This is a genomic window from Pseudomonas phoenicis (genome assembly GCF_047302395.1).
In the GTDB taxonomy this organism is placed as follows: domain Bacteria; phylum Pseudomonadota; class Gammaproteobacteria; order Pseudomonadales; family Pseudomonadaceae; genus Aquipseudomonas.
Window position 1 is genome coordinate 2947314 of sequence record NZ_CP154852.1, and the last position, 17893, is coordinate 2965206.

Annotated in this window: 15 protein-coding genes; all 15 read left to right on the plus strand. The window is 66.6% G+C overall.

The features are described from left to right. The first annotated feature begins 230 nt into the window (after positions 1–230). The 15 genes from AA0Z93_RS13205 to AA0Z93_RS13275 all read left to right on the plus strand — a co-directional run bounded on the left by AA0Z93_RS13205 (position 231) and on the right by AA0Z93_RS13275 (position 17871). Positions 231–1253 (plus strand): LacI family DNA-binding transcriptional regulator, encoded by a 1023-nt coding sequence (locus tag AA0Z93_RS13205; RefSeq protein WP_413048529.1) that lies wholly within the window; start codon positions 231–233, stop codon positions 1251–1253. An 82-nt stretch (positions 1254–1335) separates the two neighbouring features. After that, positions 1336–2115: a sugar phosphate isomerase/epimerase family protein gene (locus AA0Z93_RS13210; protein ID WP_413048528.1), complete on the plus strand. Its 780-nt coding sequence runs from the start codon at positions 1336–1338 to the stop codon at positions 2113–2115. Further along, the gene (locus AA0Z93_RS13215) at positions 2108–3058 is read left to right on the plus strand and encodes a sugar kinase (RefSeq protein ID WP_413048527.1); all 951 of its coding nucleotides are present in this window, start codon (positions 2108–2110) and stop codon (positions 3056–3058) included. The genes AA0Z93_RS13210 and AA0Z93_RS13215 overlap by 8 nt, the downstream gene beginning before the upstream one ends. Positions 3059–3117: 59 nt before the next feature. Then, positions 3118–4410, plus strand: coding sequence for an MFS transporter (locus AA0Z93_RS13220; RefSeq protein ID WP_413048526.1), 1293 nt, complete (start codon positions 3118–3120; stop codon positions 4408–4410). 8 nt (positions 4411–4418) lie between these two features. Beyond that, a complete protein-coding gene (locus AA0Z93_RS13225) occupies positions 4419–5384 on the plus strand; it encodes a 2-hydroxyacid dehydrogenase (RefSeq protein WP_413048525.1) in 966 nt (321 codons plus the stop codon). 362 nt (positions 5385–5746) lie between these two features. Further along, positions 5747–7369 (plus strand): methyl-accepting chemotaxis protein, encoded by a 1623-nt coding sequence (locus tag AA0Z93_RS13230; protein WP_413048524.1) that lies wholly within the window; start codon positions 5747–5749, stop codon positions 7367–7369. A gap of 6 nt (positions 7370–7375) precedes the next feature. After that, complete coding sequence (locus tag AA0Z93_RS13235) at positions 7376–7894, plus strand: chemotaxis protein CheW (protein WP_413048523.1); 519 nt, start codon at positions 7376–7378, stop codon at positions 7892–7894. Then, on the plus strand, positions 7891–9246 hold the full coding sequence (locus AA0Z93_RS13240) for a CheR family methyltransferase (RefSeq protein ID WP_413048522.1): 1356 nt from the start codon (positions 7891–7893) through the stop codon (positions 9244–9246). The genes AA0Z93_RS13235 and AA0Z93_RS13240 overlap by 4 nt, the downstream gene beginning before the upstream one ends. Beyond that, the gene (locus AA0Z93_RS13245; RefSeq protein ID WP_413048521.1) at positions 9243–9908 is read left to right on the plus strand and encodes a chemotaxis protein CheW; all 666 of its coding nucleotides are present in this window, start codon (positions 9243–9245) and stop codon (positions 9906–9908) included. The genes AA0Z93_RS13240 and AA0Z93_RS13245 overlap by 4 nt, the downstream gene beginning before the upstream one ends. Beyond that, the gene (locus AA0Z93_RS13250; protein WP_413048520.1) at positions 9905–12196 is read left to right on the plus strand and encodes a hybrid sensor histidine kinase/response regulator; all 2292 of its coding nucleotides are present in this window, start codon (positions 9905–9907) and stop codon (positions 12194–12196) included. The genes AA0Z93_RS13245 and AA0Z93_RS13250 overlap by 4 nt, the downstream gene beginning before the upstream one ends. Beyond that, entirely contained in the window at positions 12193–13206 is a 1014-nt protein-coding gene (locus tag AA0Z93_RS13255; RefSeq protein ID WP_413048519.1) for a chemotaxis response regulator protein-glutamate methylesterase, read from the plus strand. Before AA0Z93_RS13250 ends, AA0Z93_RS13255 begins: the two co-directional genes overlap by 4 nt. A 48-nt stretch (positions 13207–13254) precedes the next feature. After that, positions 13255–14259, plus strand: a complete 1005-nt coding sequence (locus AA0Z93_RS13260) for a diguanylate cyclase (protein WP_413048518.1) — start codon at positions 13255–13257, stop codon at positions 14257–14259. A gap of 109 nt (positions 14260–14368) precedes the next feature. After that, positions 14369–15464 (plus strand): peptide chain release factor 2 gene (prfB, locus tag AA0Z93_RS13265; protein ID WP_413048517.1). Its coding sequence is split into 2 segments (ribosomal slippage): positions 14369–14440 and positions 14442–15464, totalling 1095 coding nucleotides; the frame shifts between segments, so codons are not numbered across the junction. Positions 15465–15570: 106 nt separating this feature from the next. Next, entirely contained in the window at positions 15571–17073 is a 1503-nt protein-coding gene (gene lysS / locus AA0Z93_RS13270) for a lysine--tRNA ligase (RefSeq protein ID WP_413048516.1), read from the plus strand. A 93-nt stretch (positions 17074–17166) separates the two neighbouring features. Beyond that, positions 17167–17871, plus strand: a complete 705-nt coding sequence (locus AA0Z93_RS13275; RefSeq protein WP_413049011.1) for a TetR/AcrR family transcriptional regulator — start codon at positions 17167–17169, stop codon at positions 17869–17871. Positions 17872–17893: the final 22 nt, after the last annotated feature.

A 17893-nucleotide genomic window follows, 5' to 3' on the forward strand; every position in this document is an offset into this window, starting at 1 on the left:
TAGCGACTTCAAATTCTGAATGCGCCGAGGGGAAGGGTAGACACTCAAGTTCTGAGCGTACGGAGCCGCCAGTCCTGAGGCGGCCAACAGTTCGAGACGACCCGGTCTTGGTCGCGCTCAAGCGGCCTTGGCCGTATAACTTCTGACCAACGGTAGATTGACGAACCTCCAAACATTTGTTGTATTGAAACCGGTTTCATCAGCCCATTACAACGCCAACAAGGCTCGCAATGACCATCTCGTCACCCCCAAGCCAGTCCCGCGTCACCATCAGCGAAGTGGCCAAAGCCGCAGGCGTCTCCAAAGCCACCGTGTCGCGCTTCATCGGCGGCGACCGGCGGTTGCTGGCCGAAGCCACCGCCCGGCGCCTGGACGAGGTGATCCAGCATTTGGGTTACCGCCCCAACCAGATGGCCCGTGGCCTCAAGCGCGGACAGACGCGCCTGATCGGCATGCTGGTCGCCGACATCCTCAATCCCTATTCCGTCGCGGTGATCCGCGGTGTGGAAACGGCCTGCCGTCAGCACGGCTACAGCCTGATGCTGTGCAACACCAACCGCGACGACGAGCAGGAACGCCACCACTTGCAGGCGCTGCAGTCGTACAACGTCGAAGGCCTGATCGTGAACACGCTCGGCCACCAGCCCAGCCAGTTGCTCGACCTGCATCGGCGCCTGCCCATGGTCCTGGTGGATCGACAGCTGGCGGACCTGCAGGTCGACATGGTCGGGCTGGACAACACCGACGCCGTCGAGCAGGCCCTGGACCATCTCCAGGCCCAGGGCTACCGCGACATCGTTGCCATCGGCGAGCCGTTGGACGGCACCAGTTCGCGGCATGAGCGCGTGCAGGCCTTCACCACCTCTTTGCAACGGCGTGCCGGTATGCGCGGTCGTGTGCTGAGCCTCGATGCCCAGTTGCCGCAAGCACTCGAGCAGTGCCTGGCCAGCGACCGCCATGGTCCCCAGGCGCTGCTCACCTTCAATGGTGTCGCCACATTGGCCGTGACCCGCCTCTTGCAGGCGGCCGGGCGGACACTGGGCTGTGGCTTGGGCCTGATCGCCATCGACGAACTGGACTGGTGCCCGCTGGTCGGCCCTGGCATCACCGCTCTGGCCCAGCCCACCGAACGCATCGGCGCAGCCGCATTCGAGTGCCTGCTCGAACGCCTGCGCGGCAGTGAAGGGTCAGTTCGGCGCTTGGATTTCAAAGCCCGGTTGATCGTGCGCGGCTCCACCTCCCTTACCCCCTGACGAGATTGCAAAGACTCACCGCAGCCTGCCGCTGCGATAAAAATGAAACCGGTTTCATCCGAAGCAGACGAGGACAATAACAATGCAGCCCAATCCTGTTTCCATCAGCCTTTCCAGCTACGGTGCCGAGCAGGTGCGCAAGCGTGGCCAGGTCGCTTTCATCGACGTACTGGCCGACGCTGGCGTCGACCGCATCGAGCTGCGCGAAGAGTTGTTCACCGAACCGCCCGACACTGCCCGGCTCCAGGCCGCGATCGCCAGTCGGGGCCTGGAATGCCTGTACTCGGCGCCTCTGGAGTTGTGGACGCGCCATGGCCGACCCGACCCGCAGTTGCCGCAGGCGCTGGCCACGGCCCGAGCCTTGGGTGCCGTCGCGCTCAAGGTGTCGCTCGGGCATTTCCGCGCCGAGTGCGACCTGGCTGACCTGGGCCCTTGGCTCAAGCCAGGCGGCCCGCTGCTGCTGGTGGAAAACGACCAGACCGCGCACGGTGGTCGGCTCGAGGGGCTGCTGAGCTTCTTCCAGCGCGCGCAACAGGCCGCGCTGCCAGTGGGCATGACGTTCGATATCGGCAACTGGCAATGGCAGGGCGAATCGGCAGCGCACGCGGCGCGCCATCTGGGGGGTTGGGTGCGCTATGTGCACTGCAAGGCAGTGGCGCGCAACCCCGATGGCCGCCTGGTCGCCGTACCACCGCAGCCAAACGAACTGGCGGACTGGCAGCGCTTGTTCGCGCACTTCCCGGCAAGGGTGCCGCGGGCCGTAGAATATCCTCTGGTCGGCGCCGACCTCACCGCCGTGACCCATCTGCATGCCAGCGCCCTGGCGAGGCTCGGCACCCACCCGGAGGTGAGCCATGCTTGAGCATGACGTGCTGTGTTTCGGCGAAACCATGGCGATGTTCGTGGCTCAGCAAACGGGCGATCTGGACCAAGTGGAGACTTTCGCTCGGCGTATCGCCGGCGCCGACAGCAACGTGGCGATCGGCCTCGCGCGGCTGGGCTGGCGGGTGCGCTGGCTCAGCCGGGTGGGCGACGATGCGCTGGGCCGCTTCGTGCTCGCCAGCCTGCGCCGCGAAGGCCTGGACTGCAGCCAGGTGGCGGTCGATCCATGCCATCCCACCGGCTTCCAGCTCAAGGCCCGTCGCGACGACGGTGGCGATCCGGCGGTCGAATACTTTCGCGCCGGATCGGCGGCGAGCAAATTGTCGGTCGAGGATCTGGGCGTGGCCTTGCCCCAGGCGCGGCACTTGCACGCCACCGGCATCGTTCCGGCCTTGTCCGAGCGTTGCCGGCAGTTGTCCCATGCGCTGATCGAGCGTATGCGCGCAGCGGGCGCGAGCGTTTCCTTCGACCCCAACCTGCGGCCGTCCCTGTGGCCGGACCGCCGGACCATGATCCGTGAGATCAACGCCCTGGCGATCAAGGCGCATTGGGTGCTGCCGGGTCTCGAGGAAGGCCGCGTGCTGACGGGTTGGACCACGCCCGCCGACATCGCCGCGTTCTACCTCGACCAGGGTGTGCAGCGCGTGGCGATCAAGCTGGGTGAGCAGGGTGCCTACTACCGCGACGCGGCCGGCGAAGGGCTGGTCGCCCCAGTGCAAGTGGCCAAGGTCATCGACACCGTCGGAGCCGGCGATGCCTTCGCCGTGGGCGTGATCAGTGCGCTGCTCGACGGCCTGCCACTGGCGCTGGCCGTGGCCCGCGGCAACTGGTGTGGCAGCCGCGCCGTACAAAGCCTGGGCGACATGGAGGGCCTGCCGCTGCGCAACGAACTGGCCGCCCATGAGCTGCGCGCCAGCGCCTGATGAACATCGCCGGTCCGCCGGCCTGCTGAGACAACAACAATTCGCTCAGGAGCAATCCCATGCACTCGAACAAACTCGCCCCGCGGCGCTGGTGGTACCTGATTCCCATCGTCTTCATCACCTACAGCTTGGCTTACCTGGACCGCGCCAACTATGGCTTCGCTGCGGCCTCGGGCATGGCCGACGACCTGCAGATCACCCCGGCGCTGTCCTCGCTGCTGGGGGCGCTGTTCTTTCTGGGCTACTTCTTCTTCCAGGTGCCCGGTGCGCTTTACGCGCAGAAGGGCAGCGTGAAGAAGCTGATCTTCGCCAGTCTGATCCTGTGGGGCGGCCTGGCGACCCTCACCGGGATGGTCAGCAACGTCTACCTGCTGATCGCCATCCGCTTCCTGCTCGGCGTGGTGGAGGCGGTGGTGATGCCGGCGATGCTGGTGTACCTGTGCCACTGGTTCACCCGCGCCGAGCGCTCGCGGGCCAACACCTTCCTGATGCTCGGCAACCCGGTGACCATCCTCTGGATGTCGGTGGTCTCCGGCTACCTGATCAAACACCTGGACTGGCGCTGGATGTTCATCATCGAAGGCTTGCCGGCGGTGCTCTGGGCCTTCGTCTGGTGGCGTCTGGTGGACGACCGGCCGGCCCAGGCGAAATGGCTCGGCGAGGAAGACAAAGCCCGCCTGGCCCAGGCGTTGGCCGACGAGCAGCAAGGATTGAAACCGGTGAAGAACTACCGCGAGGCCTTTCGCTCGCCCCAGGTGATCATCCTCTCGCTGCAATACTGCTGCTGGAGCATCGGGGTGTACGGCTTCGTGCTGTGGCTGCCGTCGATCCTCAAGCAGGCCGCCCAGGTCGACATCGTCGAGGCCGGCTGGCTGGCCTCGGTGCCGTACCTCGCGGCCGTGCTGGCGATGGTCGGTGTGTCCTGGGCCTCGGACCGGCTGCAAGTGCGCAAGCGTTTCGTCTGGCCGCCGCTGCTGATCGCGGCCGTAGCCTTCTATGGCTCCTACGCGCTGGGCAGCGAGCATTTCTGGCTGTCTTACGCTTTGTTGGTCATCGCGGGCGCATGCATGTATGCGCCTTATGGTCCGTTCTTCGCCATCGTGCCGGAAATCCTGCCGAGCAACGTCGCCGGCGGCGCCATGGCCCTGATCAACAGCATGGGCGCGCTGGGCTCGTTCGGCGGGTCGTGGCTGGTGGGCTACCTCAACGGCATCACCGGCGGGCCGGGCAGTTCGTACCTGTTCATGGCTGGGGCGCTGCTGCTCGCCGTGGCGCTGACCGCCGCCTTCAAACCGCCGCATGGCGCCAGGCGCGACGCCCTGGGCGCGGTACCGCTGGCGACCAGTCATTAGGAGCTGACATGAACAAACGTATCGTCGTGTACAAAGCCCTGTCCCCCTCGCTGCTCGAGCGTCTGGAGCAGCATGTCGACGTCACCCAGGTGGACCTCACTGCCAGCGATGGGCTGGCCCGCCTGCGCGATGCCTTGCCCGGCGCCCATGGCCTGCTCGGCGCCAGCCTGCCGTTGGGCAATGATTTGCTGGACCTGGCGCCAGACCTGGAGGTGGTGTCGAGCATCTCGGTGGGCGTGGACAACTACGACATCCCCGACCTGACGCGGCGCAGGGTGATGCTCACCCACACCCCGGACGTGCTCACCGAAACCACCGCCGACACGGGTTTCGCGCTGCTCCTGGCCAGCGCGCGGCGGGTCGTCGAGCTGGCCAACTGGGTGCGCGACGGCCACTGGCACAAGAGTCTGGGGCCGGCGCATTTCGGCACCGACGTGCAGGGCAAGACCCTCGGCATCGTCGGCATGGGCCGCATCGGCGACGCCCTGGCGCGGCGAGCCGCCGCCGGCTTCGGCATGCGCGTGCTGTACCACAGCAACCAGCGCAAGCCCGACGCCGAGGCACGCCACGGGGCACGCTACCGCAGCCTCGACGCCTTGCTGGGCGAAGCCGACTTCGTCTGCCTGACCGTACCCTTGAGCGCCAGCACCGAAGGCCTGATCGGCGCCCGGGAATTGGCGCTGATGAAGCCCGAGGCGATCCTGGTGAACATCGCCCGCGGGCGTGTGGTCGACGAAGCGGCGCTGATCCAGGCCCTGCGCGACGGGCGCATTGGCGGCGCGGGGTTGGATGTCTTCGAGCAGGAACCACTGCCGGCCGACTCGCCGCTGTTGCGCTTGAGCAACGTGGTGGCGACGCCGCACATCGGCTCGGCGACCCACGAAACGCGCGAAGCCATGGCCCGCTGCGCGGTGGAGAACCTGCTCGAGGCATTGGCCGGGGAGCGGCCGAGGTATTGGGTCAACCCGTTCTGAGGCTGCAAGCGGGTGGCGGCGAGTACGGCTGTGCCGCCCGCATGCCGCGTCCGTTGGCGAATCCGCCGTTTGGCTTCACGGCCGCTCCACCCAGAGCGGCTCTACCGTCCCTCAAGGTACGGCCCAAGTGTCGGCTGCGATATCGGCACGCCAGCGCGCAGGATACTGGCTACCTGCCACAGTGGTTTATCTTGATCGGCCCATCAAGTTCTTGCCGCGCACGCCGCTGTTCATCATGGCTGGGCCTGATTTCGTAAGGAATAAGGCGTCCAAGTCGTAAGAACTATCCCGCAAACGTGTAGGAAGGCTGGGCTATACTCTGGCGATTTTTCCCGCTCCTAGAATGTCGCCGAGGGCTGAACGTGAAGAACTGGACCATGCGCCAACGGATTCTGGCGAGTTTCGCCGTGATCATCGCCATCATGCTGTTGATGATCGTGGCCGCCTACTCGCGCCTGATGGCCATCGAAACCAGTGAGGAGGCGGTGGGCTCCGACAGCATTCCGGGCGTGTACTACAGCTCGATGATCCGCAGCGCCTGGGTCGACAGCTACGTCAGCAGCCAGCAGTTGGTCGGGTTGTCGCGCCATCGTGAAATCACCACGGCCGACGTGGAGATGTTCAAGAGCTTCGAGCAGCGCTTGCAACAATCGATGGCCAGCTACCAGCAGACCATCCGCACGCCCGAAGACCGCGCCAGCTTCGATGCCTTCGTGGTCATGCAGCAGCGTTACGTCGAGCTGATCGATCAGGTGTTGCAGACCTACCGTCAACAGAACTACGCCGAGGCCGAGCGGCTGATCATCGAGGTGCTCACCCCAGCCTGGGCCGAAGGGCGCAAGCACCTCAACGAAGTCATCGAGCGCAACCGCGACCGCGCCAACGACGCCTCGCGCGACATCGTCGATGCCGTGGCCACGGCCAAGTTCAGCATGAGCGTGTCGCTGGTGCTGGCGATCATGGCCGCCGGCATCTGCGGGCTATTGCTGATGCGCGCGATCTTCGACCCCATGCACAAGATCGTCCAGGCCCTCGACCGTCTGCGCTCGGGAGATCTGAGCATGCGCCTGAACCTGGCGCGGCGCGACGAGTTCGGCGCCATCGAAACCGGCTTCAACGAGATGGCCGAATCCCTGGCCAACCTGGTGGCCCAGGCCCAGCGCTCTTCGGTGCAGGTGACCACCTCGGTGACCGAGATCGCCGCTACCTCCAAGCAGCAGCAGGCCACCGCCACCGAAACCGCAGCCACCACCACCGAGATCGGCGCCACCTCGCGGGAGATCGCCGCCACCTCGCGCGACCTGGTCCGCACCATGAGCGAAGTGACCAACGCCGCCGACCAGGCTTCGAGCCTGGCAGGCGCCGGGCAGCAGGGCGTGGCGCGCATGGAAGACACCATGCACCAGGTGATGGGCGCGGCCGAGCTGGTCAACGCCAAGCTGGGCATCCTCAACGAGAAGGCGGGCAACATCAATCAGGTGGTGGTGACCATCGTCAAGGTCGCCGACCAGACCAACCTGCTGTCGCTCAACGCTGCCATCGAAGCCGAGAAGGCCGGCGAGTACGGGCGCGGTTTCGCCGTGGTCGCCACCGAAGTGCGGCGCCTGGCCGACCAGACCGCCGTGGCCACCTACGACATCGAACAGATGGTGCGCGAGATCCAGTCGGCGGTGTCGGCCGGGGTCATGGGCATGGACAAGTTCTCCGAAGAGGTGCGCCGCGGCATGTTCGAAGTCACCCAGGTCGGCGAGCAACTGACGCAGATCATCCAGCAGGTGCAGGCCCTGGCGCCGCGCGTGCTGATGGTCAACGAGGGCATGCAGGCCCAGGCCACCGGCGCCGAACAGATCAACCAGGCGCTGGCCCAGCTCAGCGACGCGAGCACGCAGACCGTGGAATCGCTGCGCCAGGCGAGCTTTGCCATCGACGAGCTGAGCCAGGTCGCCGCCGGCCTGCGCGGTGGCGTCTCGCGGTTCAAAGTCTGAGCCGCCATGACCGACTCGCATGATCGCGTGGCGCCTGCGCGCGCCGGCAAGGGCAACCTGTACCTGCTGTTTCGGCTCAATGCCGAGCGCTTCGCCCTGGACGTGCGCGAGGTGATCGAGGTCCTGCACCATCGCCCGCTCAAGCCCATCGCCCAGGCCCCGGCCTGGGTGGCCGGGGTGTTCGCCCATCGCGGCGTGCTGGTGCCGGTGATCGACCTGGCGCAACTGACCTTCGCCACGCCCTCGCAGCAGCGCACCAGCACGCGCCTGGTGCGCGTGCATTACCGGCCGGGCGATGGCCGCGACCTGCAACTGGGCCTGATCCTCGAACAGGCCAGCGACACCCTGCGCTGCCACCCCGACGAGTTCCAGCCGTACGGCTTGGACAACCCCGACGCCAGCTACCTGGGGCCGGTGCGCCAGGACGGCCGTGGCTTGGTGCAGCGCATCCAGGTCAACGATCTGCTGACCGACGCCGTACGCCAGTTGCTGTTTCCGCGCCTCGGCGCCGAGGGCCGGCGATGAACGACACGCGCTTCTTCCGTTTCCTGCAACAGCGCATCGGCCTGGACGTCGACTCGGTCGGCGCCGCCATGATCGAGCGGGCCTTGCAGCAGCGCTGCGTGGCGGTGCAAGCCGAGGATCTCGACGACTATTGGCTGCACCTGCAGCAATCGGCTGGCGAGCAACAGGCGCTGATCGAGGCGGTGATCGTCCCCGAGACCTGGTTCTTCCGCTATGCCGAATCCTTCGCGGCGCTGCTGAGCCTGGCCCGCAAACGCTTGGCCGAGCCGGGCCGGGAACGGCCGCTGCGGCTGCTCAGCCTGCCGTGCTCGACCGGCGAGGAGCCGTATTCCATCGCCATGGCCCTGTTCGACGGCGGCCTGGCGGCGGACAGTTTCAGCATCGATGCGCTCGACATCAGCCCGTTGTCCATCACCAAGGCCGAGCAAGCGCTGTACGGGCGCAATTCGTTCCGCGGCGGCGAACAGGCCTTCAAGGCCCGCCATTTCGATGAGCGCGAAGGCGGCCAGCAGTTGCACGAGCGGGTACGGCGTCAGGTGACCCTGCAAGTGGGCAATGTCCTCGATCCGGCGCTGCTGGCGCGCGAGGGGCTGTACGATTTCGTCTTCTGCCGCAACCTGCTGATCTATTTCGACCTGCCCACCCAGCAGCGCGTGTTCGAGGTGCTCAAGCGCCTGATGACACCCAGCGGCGTGCTGTTCATCGGCCCGGCCGAAGGCAGCCTGCTGGCGCGTCTGGGCATGCGTCCGGTGGGCATCGCCCAGTCCTTCGCCTATGTGCGTGAGCAAGCCCCCAGCGTGGCGCCAGGTCTGATATCGCGCACCCTGCTCGGGCAGGCGCCATTACCGCAACAGACGCCACGTCCGCGGTCCGCTCGGTCCGATACGACTCGGTCCGATACGACCCGGTCTGACGCGACCCGGTCTGACGCGACCCGGTCCGACGCGACCCGACCTCATCTAGCCCGGCCGCCGGTCGCGGCCGCGCCGCGCTTGGCCGATCCGAACCCGCCAACGACGATCCCCCCGACCCAGAGCGAGGCTACCCTGCTGGCGCAAATCGCAGCGCAGGCCAATAGCGGTGACAGCCGCCAGGCCCGTGCCAGTTGCGAACAGTACCTGCGCCAGTTCGCACCCAAGGCCCAGGTCTATTACTGGCTGGGCCTGCTCAGCGATACCGAGGCCGACACCTCGCAGGCCCTGGCCCATTACCGCAAGGCGCTGTACCTGGAGCCGCAGCACGCCGAGGCGCTGATGCACCTGGCCGCACTGCTCGCGGCCCAAGGCGACCACAGCGGCGCGCGGCGCTTGCAAGAGCGTGCCGCGCGCGCCGGCCGGAGGGCTGACGGATGAGCGAGATCGATGCCTTGAACCTAGTGGCCCAGACCGACCAGCTCATCGACGACTGCTGGAACCGTATCGGCGTGCAGGGCGACAAGCAGTGTCCGCTGCTCGCCCGGCACATCCACTGCCGCAACTGCGAAGTCTACGCCGAGGCGGCCACGCGCTTGCTCGATCGCTATGCGCTGATGGCCGACGAGCAGGTCGAGCCGCCGGCCCCCGTGGAAGAAGACAGCGGCCGTTCGATGCTCCTGCTGCGCCTGGGCGAGGAGTGGATGGCGCTGGCCACCGCGTGCCTGGCCGAAATCGCCCCGACCCAACGCGTGCATGCCTTACCGCATCAGCGTGCGCGGGCCTTGCAAGGCGTGGTCAACGTACGTGGCGCACTGGTGCCGTGCCTGTCGCTCGCCCAGCTACTGGGACTGGCGCCTGTGCCTGCCGTGGAGCGCGCCACACGCAGCCTGCCGCGCATGCTCATCCTCTCGGCCGAAGGTGGACCGGTGGTGTTGCCGGTCGATGAGGTGGACGGTATCCACCGGCTCGATCCGACGCGTCTGCACAGCGATCGCAACGGCGCCGAATTCACTTTGGCCGTACTGCAGTGGCGGGGCCGTAGCGTACGCATCCTCGACGAGCGTCAGTTGTTGTCGGCCGTCAACCGGAGCCTGTCATGACCCCCGAGCAAATGCGCGATGCCTCGTTGCTCGAACTGTTCGGCCTGGAAGCCGAGGCGCAGACCCAAGTGCTCAGCGCCGGCCTGATGGCCCTGGAGCGCAGCCCGACCCAGGCCGACCAGCTGGAAGCCTGCATGCGTGCGGCACACTCGCTCAAGGGGGCGGCGCGGATCGTCGGCATCGATGCCGGGGTCAGCGTCGCCCACGTGATGGAGGACTGCCTGGTGGCGGCGCAGGAAGGGCGCCTGCTGCTGCGTCCCGAGCACATCGATGCCTTGTTGCAGGGCACCGATCTGCTGATGCGTATCGCCACCCCAGGCGACACGGCGGCGGCGACGGCTGTGGCGCCGTTCCTCGGCCAGATGGCCAGCCTGCTCGAGCCGACGGCCCAGGCCGCTGCTGGCCGACATCTGCCGCCGCCCATGCAGACCCCTGCGCCTACGTTGCCCACGCCCACGTCCACCCCTAGCGTGGCCGAACCTGCGCTTGCGCCGGCCGATCCCAGTGTCGAGCCGGCACCGCGGCGCGCTGCCGGGGAGAGCGGCGAGCGCGTGTTGCGGGTCACCGCCGATCGGCTCAACAGCCTGCTCGACCTGTCGAGCAAGTCGCTGGTGGAAACCCAGCGGCTCAAGCCTTACCTGGCCACCCTGCAGCGCCTCAAACGCATGCACGGCCAAGGGCTGCGTGCCCTCGACGGGCTCAAGGCGCAGCTCGAAGGGGGCGGGCAAAGCCCCGAGGTGCTCGAGGCGCTGGCGCAGACCCAGCGCATGCTGGTCGAGACCCAGCAGATTCTCGCCCAGCAGGCCGCCGACCTCGACGAGTTCGGCTGGCAGGCCAGCCAGCGCGCGCAATTGCTCTACGACACCGCGCTGGCCTGCCGCATGCGCCCGTTCGCCGACGTGCTCACCGGCCAGAGCCGCATGGTCCGCGATCTGGGCCGTTCGCTGGGCAAGCAGGTGAGCTTGCAGATCGATGGCGAGAAGACCCAAGTCGATCGCGACGTACTGGAAAAGCTCGATGCGCCCCTGACCCATCTGTTGCGCAACGCGGTCGACCACGGCATCGAAGCGCCCGAACAGCGCCTGCGCGCTGGCAAGCCCGAAGCCGGGGAGATCCGCCTGCGCGCCTCGCATCAGGCCGGTCTGCTGGTGCTGGAACTGACCGACGACGGCGCCGGCATCGACCTGGAGCGTCTGCGCCGCAGCATCGTCGCCCGCGCCCTGTCGCCGGCCGAGACCGTGGCGCAGATGAGCGAGGAGGAGTTGCTCAGCTTCCTGTTCCTGCCCGGCTTCAGCCTGCGTGATCAGGTCACCGAGGTGTCGGGCCGCGGCGTCGGCCTGGATGCGGTGCAGCACATGGTGCGCAACCTGCGCGGCGCCATCGCCCTGACCCACACGCCGGGGCAGGGCTGTCGCTTCCACATCGAGGTGCCGTTGACGCTGTCGGTGGTGCGCAGCCTGGTGGTGGAGGTCGGCGGCGAAGCCTATGCCTTCCCGCTGGCACACATCGAGCGCACCCTCGACGTACCGGCCGAGGCCATCGTGCAGATCGAAGGCCGTCAGCATTTCTGGCACGAAGACCGCCACATCGGCCTGGTCGCGGCCAGCCAGTTGCTCAACCGGCCGGCGGCTCAGGACGAGCGCAGCAGCCTGCGGGTGGTGGTGATCCGCGAGCACGACCAGTTGTACGGCGTGGCCGTCGAGCGCCTGGTCGGCGAGCGGGTGCTGGTGGTGATGCCGCTCGACCCGCGCCTGGGCAAGGTCCAGGACATTTCTTCCGGCGCCCTGCTCGACGATGGCTCGGTGGTGCTGATCATCGACGTCGAGGACCTCTTGCGGTCGGTGGAAAAGCTGCTCGCCACCGGGCGCCTGGAGCGCATCGAGCGCGGCGCGCAAGGGCCGGGCCTGGCGCGCAAGCGCGTGCTGGTGGTCGACGACTCGCTGACCGTGCGCGAGCTGCAACGCAAGCTGCTCGGCAACCGCGGCTATGAGGTGGCCGTGGCGGTGGACGGCATGGATGGCTGGAACGCACTGCGCAGTGACGATTTCGATCTGCTGATCACCGACATCGACATGCCGCGCATGGACGGTATCGAACTGGTGACCCTGGTGCGGCGCGACAATCGGTTGCAGTCGTTGCCCGTGATGGTGGTGTCGTACAAGGACCGCGAAGAAGACCGTCGCCGCGGGCTGGACGCTGGTGCCGACTACTATCTCGCCAAAGCCAGCTTCCATGATGATGCACTGCTGGATGCGGTGGTCGAGCTCATTGGAGAAGCCCAGGGATGAAGATCGCCATCGTCAACGACATGCCCATGGCCGTGGAGGCCCTGCGCCGGGCCATCGCGCTGGAGCCCGCGCACCAGGTGGTGTGGGTGGCCAGCACTGGCGCCGAGGCCGTCGCGCGTTGTCTGGAAGACACGCCGGATCTGCTGTTGATGGACCTGATCATGCCGGTCATGGACGGGGTCGAAGCCACGCGGCTGATCATGGCGCAGACCCCTTGCGCCATCGTCATCGTCACCGTGGACCGCAAGCAGAACGTGCACCGTGTGTTCGAAGCCATGGGCCATGGCGCGCTGGACGTGGTCGATACGCCGGCGTTGGGGGCAGGTGACCCGCGCGAAGCGGCGGCGCCTCTGCTGCGCAAGATCCTCAACATCAGTTGGCTGATCGGTCAGCAAAAGCCCGCCAGCGCGCGCGCAGTGACCACGGCACCGCGTCAGGACACGCAACGCCGCACCTTGGTGGCGATCGGCTCGTCAGCCGGTGGGCCGGCTGCGCTGGAGGTGTTGCTCAAGGGGCTGCCGAAGCATTTTCCGGCGGCGATCGTGTTGGTCCAGCACGTCGACCAGGTGTTCGCCAGCGGTATGGCCGACTGGCTGGCCGGGGCCTCGGGCTTGCCGGTGCGCCTGGCCAAGGAGGGCGAAACGCCGCAGCCGGGGCAGGTGCTGCTGGCCGGCACCAACCACCACCTGCGGCTGTTGCAGAACGGCACGTTGGCCTACACGCCCGAGCCGGTCAACGAAATCTACCGGCCTTCGATCGACGTGTTCTTTGAAAGTGTGGCGCGCTACTGGAGCGGCGATGCGGTCGGGGTGCTGCTCACCGGCATGGGCCGTGACGGTGCCCAAGGGCTGAAACTGATGCGCGAGCACGGTTTCCTGACCCTGGCCCAGGACCAGCAGAGCAGCGCCGTGTATGGCATGCCCAAAGCTGCGGCGGCGATCGGTGCCGCCGTGGAAATCCGCCCGTTGGAACGCATCGCCGGGCGCTTGACGGAAATCTTTTCGAAATGACGATAGTTGAGTCGTGCCGTGACATCGGTACAGGCCAGGTGAACAGGCATGAGTGAGTTACAGCTCGAGGGCTTCAACGGGGCCGACGAAAATTCGGCGATGGTGCTGCTGGTCGACGATCAGGCCATGATCGGCGAGGCGGTACGCCGCGGGCTGGCCCAGCAAGACAACATCGACTTCCATTTCTGCGCCGACCCGCACCAGGCGGTGGCCCAGGCCATCCGCATCAAGCCCACGGTGATCCTGCAAGACCTGATCATGCCGGGCCTCGACGGCCTGACCCTGGTGCGCGAATACCGCAACAACCCGGCCACCCAGGACATTCCGATCATCGTCCTGTCGACCAAGGAAGACCCGCTGGTGAAAAGCGCGGCCTTCGCCGCCGGCGCCAACGACTACCTGGTCAAGCTGCCCGACACCATCGAGCTGGTGGCGCGCATCCGCTACCACTCGCGTTCCTACATGACCTTGCTGCAACGCGACGAGGCCTACCGCGCCCTGCGCGTAAGCCAGCAGCAACTGCTCGACACCAACCTGATGCTGCAGCGCCTGATGAACTCCGACGGGCTGACCGCGTTGTCGAACCGCCGCCACTTCGACGAGTACCTGGAGCTGGAATGGCGCCGTGCCATGCGCGAACAGCAGCAGTTGTCCCTGTTGATGATCGACGTCGACTACTTCAAGGCCTTCAACGACACCTTCGGCCACTTGGCCGGTGACGAGGCGCTGCGCCAAGTGGCCGACGCCATCCGCCGCTCCTGCTCGCGGCCCAGCGATCTGCCGGCCCGCTACGGTGGCGAAGAGTTCGTCCTGGTGCTGCCCAACACCTCGCCCGGCGGCGCGCGCCTGGTGGCCGAGAAACTGCGCCAGACCGTGCTGGCGCTGGACATCGCCCACACCCGCCCGCAACCCGACTCGCGCCTGACCGTGAGCATCGGCCTGGCCACCCAGACGCCGGAGATCGGCAGCCAGTGCCGGCAATTGATCTCGGCGGCGGACAAGGGTCTCTACCAGGCCAAGGCCGAGGGCCGCAATCGCGTCGTGGTGGCCTGAGACGCGGCCTGGACCGATGAGGCGCTGTGTCGGATGGCCTGCCGCCGACCGGCAGAGTCGTTTATACTCTCCGGCTTTTCACCGAATCCCGCACGAGAGCCCGCCGACCATGGAAATCCAACCGATCCTCAATACCATCAAGGACCTCACCGAGCGGTCCCAGTCGATTCGGGGGTATCTTTGACTACGATCACAAGCATGACCGCCTGATCGAAGTCAATCGCGAGCTGGAAGACCCCAACGTCTGGAACAAGCCCGAATACGCCCAGGCCCTGGGCCGTGAGCGCGCCATGCTGATGCAGGTGGTCGAGACCCTGGACAAGATGTCCGGCGGCCTGGCCGACTGCAAGGACCTGCTCGACATGGCCGTCGAGGAAGACGACGAAAGTGCGGTCGCCGATGTGGTCGCCGAGCTGGACGGTCTGGAAACCGAACTGGCCAAGCTCGAGTTCCGCCGCATGTTCAGCGGCGAGATGGACATGAACAACGCCTACGTCGACATCCAGGCCGGCTCCGGCGGCACCGAAGCCCAGGACTGGGCCAACATCCTGCTGCGCATGTACCTGCGCTGGGCCGACAAGCGCGGCTTCGACGCCACCATCATCGAACTGTCCGAAGGCGAAGTCGCCGGCATCAAGGGCGCCACCGTGCACATCAAGGGCGAGTACGCCTTCGGTTGGCTGCGCACCGAGATCGGCGTGCACCGTCTGGTGCGCAAGAGCCCGTTCGACTCCGGCGCCCGTCGCCATACCTCGTTCTCGGCGGTGTTCGTGTCCCCGGAGATCGACGACAAGGTCGAGATCGACATCAACCCGTCGGACCTGCGCATCGACACCTACCGCTCCTCCGGTGCCGGCGGCCAGCACGTCAACACCACCGACTCGGCGGTGCGCATCACCCACGTGCCGACCAACACCGTGGTGGCTTGCCAGAACGAACGCTCCCAGCACGCCAACAAGGACACCGCCATGAAGATGCTGCGGGCCAAGTTGTACGAGCTGGAAATGCAGAAGCGCAACGCCGCGTCCCAGGCGCTGGAAGACAGCAAATCGGACATCGGCTGGGGCCACCAGATCCGTTCGTACGTGCTGGACGACTCGCGCATCAAGGACCTGCGTACCGGCGTCGAACGCAGCGACTGCAACAAGGTGCTGGACGGCGACATCGACCAGTATCTGGAAGCCAGCCTCAAGCAGGGCCTGTAAGCCTCCAGTCCCAGGCCGGCGCCGCCGTGCGGCGGTCCGGCGGTCCGGCGACCCGGCGATCCCTCACCCGCGAGGGCCACGAACACCTGATGGAAAGAATGACGAAATGAGCGACCTCAAGACCGAAGCCCAAGACCTGCAACAGGAAGAAAACGCCCTCATCGCCCTGCGCAAGGAAAAGCTGGCGGCCGAACGCGCCAAGGGCCAGGCCTTCCCCAACGACTTCCGCCGCGACAGCTACTGCGACGACCTGCAGAAGCAGTACGCCGACCAGACCAAGGAAGCCTTGGAAGCCGCAGCGATTCCGGTCAAGGTCGCCGGTCGCATCATGCTCAACCGTGGCTCGTTCATGGTCATCCAGGACATGACCGGGCGCATCCAGGTCTACGTCAACCGCAAGACCCTGCCGGCCGAAACCCTGGCCGCCGTGAAGACCTGGGACCTGGGCGACATCATCAGCGCCGAAGGCACCCTGGCCCGTTCCGGCAAGGGCGACCTGTACGTCGAGATGACCGACGTGCGCCTGCTGACCAAATCCCTGCGCCCGCTGCCGGACAAGCACCACGGCCTGACCGACACCGAGCAGCGCTACCGCCAGCGCTACGTCGACCTGATGGTCAACGAAGACACCCGCCATACCTTCCGCGTGCGCTCGCAGGTGATCTCGCACATCCGTCAGTTCCTCATCGAGCGCGACTTCCTCGAGGTCGAGACGCCGATGCTGCAGACCATTCCCGGGGGCGCCGCAGCCAAGCCGTTCGAAACCCACCACAATGCCCTGGACATGGCCATGTTCCTGCGCATCGCGCCGGAGCTGTACCTCAAGCGCCTGGTGGTCGGCGGTTTCGAGAAGGTCTTCGAGATCAACCGCAACTTCCGCAACGAAGGTGTCTCGACCCGGCACAACCCCGAGTTCACCATGCTCGAGTTCTACCAGGCCTACGCCGACTACCGCGACAACATGGACCTCACCGAGGAGCTGTTCCGCGAGTTGGCGCAGAAGGTGCTGGGCAGCACCGACGTGCCGTACGGCGACAAGGTGTTCCACTTCGGTGAGCCGTTCGTGCGCCTGTCGGTGTTCGACTCGATCCTCAAGTACAACCCGGACCTCACCGCCGCCGACCTGCAGGACGTCGAGCGCGCCCGCGCGATCGCCAAGGAGGCCGGTGCCAAGGTGCTCGGCCACGAAGGCCTGGGCAAGCTGCAGGTGATGATTTTCGAAGAGCTGGTCGAGCACAAGCTGGAGCAGCCGCACTTCATCACCGAGTACCCGTTCGAGGTCTCGCCTCTGGCGCGCCGCAACGACGACAACCCGGCAGTCACCGACCGTTTCGAGCTGTTCATCGGCGGCCGCGAAATCGCCAACGCCTACTCCGAGCTCAACGATGCCGAAGACCAGGCCGAACGCTTCCTGGCCCAGGTGGCCGAGAAAGACGCCGGCGACGACGAAGCCATGCACTTCGACGCCGACTTCGTGCGTGCACTGGAGTACGGCATGCCGCCGACGGCGGGCGAGGGCATCGGCATCGACCGTCTGGTCATGCTGCTGACCAACTCCCCGTCGATCCGCGACGTCATCCTGTTCCCGCACATGCGCCCGCAGGCTTGATCGACCAGCCGCCTTTCGAGGCGGCTTTTTATTGCCTGTGTATGCCGTATGCGTGCCGGTCGCCGTTACAGGAGATTGCCAATGACCCCCGCCATGCCCCACCCAGGCGCCGCCGGCATCGCCAGCGCGGTTGCCGAAAGCGTGCAGTACCAAGGGCGCAAGACCGTGCGCCACGGCAGCGAACAGCGCCGTCAGCAGATTCTCGACGCAGCCATGCGCATCGTCGTGCGCGATGGCGTGCGTGGCGTGCGCCACCGTGCCGTGGCTGCCGAGGCGCAGGTGCCGCTGTCGGCCACCACCTATTACTTCAAAGACATCGAGGACCTGCTGACCGACACCTTCGCCCAGTACGTCGCGCGCAGCGCCGACTACATGGCCACCCGTTGGGCCAGCACCGAAATCCTCTTGCGCGAGATGATCGCCCGTGGCGATGGCGGCGCGGCGGCACGCGCCCAGCTGGCCGACGAGGTGGCGCGCATGGCGGTCGATTACGTGATGCGCCAGTTGCAAGGCCGCCGTGATTACCTGGTCGCCGAACAGGCCTTCCGCCAGGAGGCGCTGTTGTGCCCGCGTCTGGCCGAACTGGTCAGGGCGCACGAGCAGATCCTGCTGCACGGCGCGCGCCAGTTGCTGCAGGTGATCGGCTCGCCCCAGCCGGAGCAGGACGCGCTGATGTTGACGGCCATCATCGAGCAGATGGAATATCGGGGGCTGCTCGAACGGACCGACACCCAGAGCGAAGCGCAGATGCTCGCCATCCTCAGCCGTTTCCTGCACCTGGTGCTGGCGGCGGGTTGAGCGCCACCGACCCTTTCAAGGA

Coding starts and splice junctions, on each gene's coding strand:
- AA0Z93_RS13205 (WP_413048529.1), top strand. CDS start 231: ATGACCATCTCGTCACCCCCAAGCCAGTCCCGCGTCACCATCAGCGAA.
- AA0Z93_RS13210 (WP_413048528.1), top strand. CDS start 1,336: ATGCAGCCCAATCCTGTTTCCATCAGCCTTTCCAGCTACGGTGCCGAG.
- AA0Z93_RS13215 (WP_413048527.1), top strand. CDS start 2,108: ATGCTTGAGCATGACGTGCTGTGTTTCGGCGAAACCATGGCGATGTTC.
- AA0Z93_RS13220 (WP_413048526.1), top strand. CDS start 3,118: ATGCACTCGAACAAACTCGCCCCGCGGCGCTGGTGGTACCTGATTCCC.
- AA0Z93_RS13225 (WP_413048525.1), top strand. CDS start 4,419: ATGAACAAACGTATCGTCGTGTACAAAGCCCTGTCCCCCTCGCTGCTC.
- AA0Z93_RS13235 (WP_413048523.1), top strand. CDS start 7,376: ATGACCGACTCGCATGATCGCGTGGCGCCTGCGCGCGCCGGCAAGGGC.
- AA0Z93_RS13240 (WP_413048522.1), top strand. CDS start 7,891: ATGAACGACACGCGCTTCTTCCGTTTCCTGCAACAGCGCATCGGCCTG.
- AA0Z93_RS13245 (WP_413048521.1), top strand. CDS start 9,243: ATGAGCGAGATCGATGCCTTGAACCTAGTGGCCCAGACCGACCAGCTC.
- AA0Z93_RS13250 (WP_413048520.1), top strand. CDS start 9,905: ATGACCCCCGAGCAAATGCGCGATGCCTCGTTGCTCGAACTGTTCGGC.
- AA0Z93_RS13255 (WP_413048519.1), top strand. CDS start 12,193: ATGAAGATCGCCATCGTCAACGACATGCCCATGGCCGTGGAGGCCCTG.
- AA0Z93_RS13260 (WP_413048518.1), top strand. CDS start 13,255: ATGAGTGAGTTACAGCTCGAGGGCTTCAACGGGGCCGACGAAAATTCG.
- lysS (WP_413048516.1), top strand. CDS start 15,571: ATGAGCGACCTCAAGACCGAAGCCCAAGACCTGCAACAGGAAGAAAAC.
- AA0Z93_RS13275 (WP_413049011.1), top strand. CDS start 17,167: ATGCCCCACCCAGGCGCCGCCGGCATCGCCAGCGCGGTTGCCGAAAGC.